Raw genomic sequence first — 5134 nt, forward strand, 5'->3', positions numbered from 1 at the left:
GTCGCCGAGGGCCGTGCCCTGTGGCGCAGCGTCGCCGACGCGGTGAGCATCCTCATCGGCGGCAACGCCGGCGAGGTCGGCTTCAGCGTCCTCGGCACCCTGCTCGCCGGCGCCTCACCCCTGTCGACCCGTCAACTGCTGCTGGTCAACCTGCTCACCGACATGTTCCCGGCCATGGCCGTGGCCGTCACACCGAGCAGCGACCCCTCGACCGCCGAGCACGCCGCGACCGGCCCGATGGGCCTCGACGTCCTCGGCGCGCCCCTGCTGCGCTCCATCCGCCGCCGCGGCATCACCACCTGCTTCGGCGCGGTCGCCGCATACCTCATCGGCCGCCTCACCCCCGGCACCGAACGCCGGTCCACCACCATGGCCCTGTGCGGCGTGGTCGGCGCCCAGCTCGTCCAGACCCTCTCCGGGCGGCGCCACAGCACCCTGGTGTGGGTCACGGCCCTCGGTTCCGCCGCGGTACTCGCCGCCCTCGTCCAGACCCCCGGCGTCAGCCACTTCTTCGGCTGCACCCCGCTCGGTCCCGTCGCCTGGGCCGGTGTCGCCCTGGCCATCGCCCTGTCGGCCCTGGCACCCCGCCTGGAGCGCCTCAGCGCCGTCCACACCCTCTACGACGCCGCGGCTCAGCTCGCCCTGCGCCTGAACGACCTGAACCGGCAGGCCCGGCAGCTCTTCCGGAGCGGCATCGCCGCCCCGGTGGCGTAGCGGCCGGGCACGGCAGGAGGCCGCCACCACACGCAGTGGTGGCGGCCTCCTCACACCTGGTCAGACCTCGCCGCGCCAGGCGCCCCTCTCCGCCCCGCGGGCCTCCACGAACTCCTTGAACCGCTTCAGATCACCGGATACCTGCCGCTTCACGAACCCGAGCTTGTCGCCGACGGTCTCGGCCATACCACTGGGGTCGAAGTCCATCTGCAGTATGACCTTGGTCGTGTCGTCCTGGATACGGTGGAAGGTCACCGCGCCGGCCTGCCGCGCCTCGCCGCCCACGCTGGTCCAGGCGACACGCTCGTCCGGGACCTGCTCGGTGATCTCCGCGTCGAACTCCCGGGCCTGTCCGCCGACCTTCGTCACCCAGTGCGTGAGGGTGTGTCGGTGCGCTTCTCGATGCGCTCGGCACCGTCCATGAACTGGGGGAAGGACTCGAACTGCGTCCACTGGTTGTACGCGGTGTGCACCGGCACGCGGACCTCGATGGATTCCTCTACCTGCGACAAGGCGAACCTCCCTCTCTCGTGTGTGAGCGACGGACGGGGACCAGATCTTGCGCCGCTCACTCGTCGTCATCACAAGCTGTCCGACCAGGTGTCTTTTCTGCCCTCGCTGGTACCCGGTCCGCAACTACGGACCGGGAGGTGATCGCCATGACGGAGACACACCGCACGGCCCCCGCCGCGCCCCGCTCGGGGAGCGCGTCGGCGGCCGGGGACGAGCCGGTGGGCGAGCTGGTGCAACGCGCCACCGAGCAACTGACCGACCTGGTGCGCGGCGAGATGCGCCTCGCCCAGGCGGAGATGACCGAGAAGGGCAAGCGCTTCGGCAAGGGCGGCGGCCTGTTCGGCGGGGCCGGCGTACTCGGCTTCGTCACCCTGCAGGCCCTGGTCGCCACGGTGATCGCCGCCCTGGCCGTACCGCTGCCGGTGTGGGCGGCGGCGCTGATCGTCACGGGCGTACTGGCCGTGGCCACGGGCCTCACGGCGCTGGCCGGCCGCAAACAGGTGCGCAGCGCCACCCCGCCCGCCCCGCAGCGGACCATCGACAGCGTGAAGGCCGACGTGGCCGAGATCAAGGAGAGTGCACAGCGATGACCCAGCCCCCGCACGACGAGCCGACCGCCCGCAGCCAGGAGGAGCTGCGCGAGCAGGTCGAGCACACCCGCCACGAACTCGGCGACACCGTCCAGGCACTGGCGGACCGGGCCGACGTCAAGACCCGCGCCCGTGAGAAGGCCGTCGCGGTCAGGGAGCAGGCCGGGGCCAAGGCCCAGGAATGGAGCGGGCAGGCCAGGGCCAAGGCCGCACACGTCGCCCACACCGTGGAGGAGAAGCTGCCCGAGCCGGTGAAGCAGAAGGGCGCCGCCGCCGCTCAGGGCGCCAAGGAGAAGGCCGAGCAGGTCTGGCAGGCCAAGGCCCCGTAGCAGGTGCGCGACCACCGGGCGGCCCTGCTGGCCGGCGCGGGCGCCGTTCTCGTGGCCTGCCTGCTGATCCGCCGTCGCGGCAACCGCTGAGCGACAGCGGCATCCGGGCCCCGTCACAGCACGCCGTGGCGGGGCCCGGGCTTGCGTGACGGGTGTCCGGACGGCAAGGTCAGGTGCCGTGGCCACCTTGCTGATCGTCCATCACACGCCCTCGCCCCACTGCCAGGCGATGTTCGAGGCCGTCGTCTCCGGGGCGACGGATCCCGAGATCGATAACGTCCGGGTCGTCCGCGTGCCCGCGCTGTCCGCCACCGCCTCCGACGTCCTCGCCGCCGACGGCTTCCTCCTCGGCACTCCCGCGAACCTCGGCTACATGTCCGGCGCCCTCAAGCACTTCTTCGACCAGGTCTACTACCCCTGCCTGGACGCCACGCGCGGACGCCCCTTCGGCTACTGGGTGCACGGCGGTAACGACGTCACCGGAGCGGTGCGCGGGATCGAGTCGGTCACCACGGGTCTCGGCTGGCGCCGCACCGCCGAGGCCGTCTCCGTGACCGGCGAGCCGGACAAGGGCGACCTCGAGCGGTGCTGGGAACTGGGTGCGACGGTGGCCGCCGGACTCACCAACTGACCCGGCGCGGGTCAGGTCTCCTCCAGTCGGCGCCGGTCCTGCTCGTCCCACGCCCGGGTGTCACGTGGCTGGGTGTACGGCTCGGCCTCGGGCGGATGCCCACCGGCGATGGCCCGCTGCCGCACCGTCTCCGCGTCGAACTCCAGACCCAGCAGGATCGCCAGATTGGTGATCCACAACCAGATGAGGAAGACGATGACACCGGCCATCGTGCCGTAGGTCTTGTTGTACGAGGCGAAGTTGGCCACGTAGACGGCGAAGCCGGCGGAGGCGACCATCCAGATCAGCAGGGCCAGCAGACTGCCCGGAGTGATCCAGCGGAACCCCTTCACCTTGGCGTTCGGCGCCGCCCAGTACAGGATCGCGATCATGCTCACGACCAACAGGACCAGGACGGGCCACTTGGCGATCGACCACACCGTCAGCGCGGTGTCGCCGATGCCCAGGGCGTCTCCGGCCTGCTGCGCCAGCGCGCCCGAGAACACCACGATCAGCGCGCTGATGACGGCCATGACCAGCAGCACGACCGTCACGCCCACCCGCATGGGCAGCAGCTTCCACACCGGCCGGCCCTCGGGCATGTCGTAGACGGCGTTGGCGGAGCGGATGAACGCCCCCACATAGCCGGACGCCGACCACACCGCCAGCACCAGACCGACGATCGCCATCAGCGAGCCGATGCCGGAGTTGCCCTGCAACTGGTGGACGGCCCGGGTGATGATGTCGCCCGCCGAGCCGGGCACGAGCTCGCGGACGTTCTCGGTGACCTTGTCCGTGGTCGACCGGCCGGTGAGGGCCAGCATCGACACCAGCACCAGCAGCGCCGGGAACATCGCCAGCACGCCGTAGTACGTCAGCGCGGCCGCCCGGTCGGTCAGCTCGTCGTCCTTGAACTCCCGCAGGCTGCCCTTCAGTACCGCGCCCCACGACTTCCGGGGCATCTCGGCCAGCGAGTCCGGCGCCGCCCGCTCCACCTCGGGGCCCGGCCCGGGCTCCTCGGAAGCGGGGGCGGGGGCATCATGGTGTTCGGCCTCGGGAGACTCCCGGCGGTCCGCCTCGGGCCCGGAGCGCGGGCTCTGTGGAGGTGGGGCCTCGGCCTCGTTGTGCTCTTTGCGTCCCGGAATATGCAGCTTCACCATGTGAGCCGGGTAACCCGGGGCCGGACCCTTAAGCCGCGCCCGTTCGAGCCGGATGCCCCCGCTGCTCCGAACGAGGTTGAGGGAGCGCTCCCACGCCCGGCACGATGCAGCCATGACGACGTCGCCCGCCATTCGCCCGTACCGTCCCGAGGACCGTCCCGCGCTCGACGACATCTGCATCCGCACCGCGCACCACGGCGAGGACAGCCGCCCCCACTACGCGGACCCGGGTATCTTCCCGGTGACCTTCGCCGCGCCGTACGTCCATCTGGAACCGGACCTGGCCTTCGTGCTGGACGACGGGCGGGGGCGGGCGGTCGGCTACATCCTCGGAACGGCAGACACCCCACGCTTCGCCGGGGCCTTTCGAACCACGTGGCTGCCTCTGGTCGCCGGCCGCTACCCGGAACCGCCCCGGCCGCCGCGCACCCCGGACGAGGCGATGGCGGGCCTGCTGCACCACCCCGAACGGATGGTGCTGCCCGAACTGGCCGGCCATCCCGCGCATCTGCACATCGACCTGCTGCCCGACTGGCAGGGCCGCGGTCACGGACGCCGCCTGATGCGGACGCTCCTGCGGGCGCTCCAGGGCAGGGGAGTGCCGGCCGTTCACTTGTCCATGGCGACCGCCAACACCCGGGCCAGGGCCTTCTACGACCGTATGGGCTTCGAGGAGATCGACGTCCGCGAGCCGGGCGAGTCCACCTACCTCGGACGCAGCACGAAGGGACTCGACCGGCTCTGACCGATACGGAAGTGGCGCGATTCGCCCATTGCCGACCCGCGTCATCGGGTACAGCCTGTATGGATGGGAGCGCTCCCACACCGAAACATGATCGAAAACAGAAACGCGAGCATGACCGACAGCACGACACCCTCACACCCGAAAGCGAGAGATCATGAATTGTCATGGTCATGATGTACATGCCTCCGGGCTCAGGCCCCGTCTGACGCTCGTGCTGAGTGTCCTGGTCGCCGCACTGCTCAGCCTGATCCCCTGGAGCGGCACGGCCGTCGCGCACGGCTCGGTCGTCGACCCGGCTTCCCGCAACTACGGCTGCTGGCTGCGCTGGGGGAGCGACTTCCAGAACCCCGAGATGGCCCGGCTGGACCCCATGTGCTGGCAGGGTACGCCGTACCGTTGCTGCCGTAGAGCGAGCCGCCGGAGTCACCGGGCTCGGCGCAGACGGTGGTCTGGATCAGGCCGGAGACGATGTC

The 5134-nt window shown here is 70.9% G+C and carries 6 protein-coding genes and 2 pseudogenes; 6 read left to right on the top strand and 2 right to left on the bottom strand.

Annotated elements, in window-relative coordinates; translation table 11 throughout:
- A partial coding sequence (locus ABZ281_RS37045) for a cation-translocating P-type ATPase (protein WP_356662429.1) occupies positions 1-714 on the top strand: 714 nt, incomplete at its 5' end.
- Between the two features lie 60 nt (positions 715-774).
- Here the strand turns inward: ABZ281_RS37045 and ABZ281_RS37050 are convergent.
- Positions 775-1226: pseudogene (locus tag ABZ281_RS37050) on the bottom strand (SRPBCC family protein).
- A gap of 147 nt (positions 1227-1373) precedes the next feature.
- Here ABZ281_RS37050 and ABZ281_RS37055 point away from each other — a divergent pair.
- The 3 genes from ABZ281_RS37055 to ABZ281_RS37065 all read left to right on the top strand — a co-directional run bounded on the left by ABZ281_RS37055 (position 1374) and on the right by ABZ281_RS37065 (position 2777).
- Positions 1374-1817, top strand: a complete 444-nt coding sequence (locus tag ABZ281_RS37055; RefSeq protein WP_356662430.1) for a phage holin family protein — start codon at positions 1374-1376, stop codon at positions 1815-1817.
- Entirely contained in the window at positions 1814-2146 is a 333-nt protein-coding gene (locus ABZ281_RS37060) for a DUF3618 domain-containing protein (protein ID WP_356662431.1), read from the top strand. The genes ABZ281_RS37055 and ABZ281_RS37060 overlap by 4 nt, the downstream gene beginning before the upstream one ends.
- Positions 2147-2324: 178 nt before the next feature.
- Positions 2325-2777: an NAD(P)H-dependent oxidoreductase gene (locus tag ABZ281_RS37065; protein WP_356662432.1), complete on the top strand. Its 453-nt coding sequence runs from the start codon at positions 2325-2327 to the stop codon at positions 2775-2777.
- Between the two features lie 11 nt (positions 2778-2788).
- Here the strand turns inward: ABZ281_RS37065 and ABZ281_RS37070 are convergent, their stop codons facing one another.
- Positions 2789-3916 carry a YihY/virulence factor BrkB family protein gene (locus tag ABZ281_RS37070; RefSeq protein ID WP_356662433.1) on the bottom strand — a complete coding sequence of 376 codons (1128 nt, stop codon included), beginning with the start codon at positions 3914-3916 and terminating at the stop codon, positions 2789-2791.
- 112 nt (positions 3917-4028) lie between these two features.
- Here ABZ281_RS37070 and ABZ281_RS37075 point away from each other — a divergent pair, with 112 nt between their 5' ends.
- Positions 4029-4661 (top strand): GNAT family N-acetyltransferase, encoded by a 633-nt coding sequence (locus tag ABZ281_RS37075; RefSeq protein ID WP_356662434.1) that lies wholly within the window; start codon positions 4029-4031, stop codon positions 4659-4661.
- Between the two features lie 154 nt (positions 4662-4815).
- A pseudogene (locus tag ABZ281_RS37080) lies at positions 4816-5134 on the top strand (hypothetical protein); the annotation flags it as partial.

It is taken from the genome of Streptomyces sp. NPDC006265 (assembly GCF_040613555.1).
Lineage (GTDB): Bacteria > Actinomycetota > Actinomycetes > Streptomycetales > Streptomycetaceae > Streptomyces.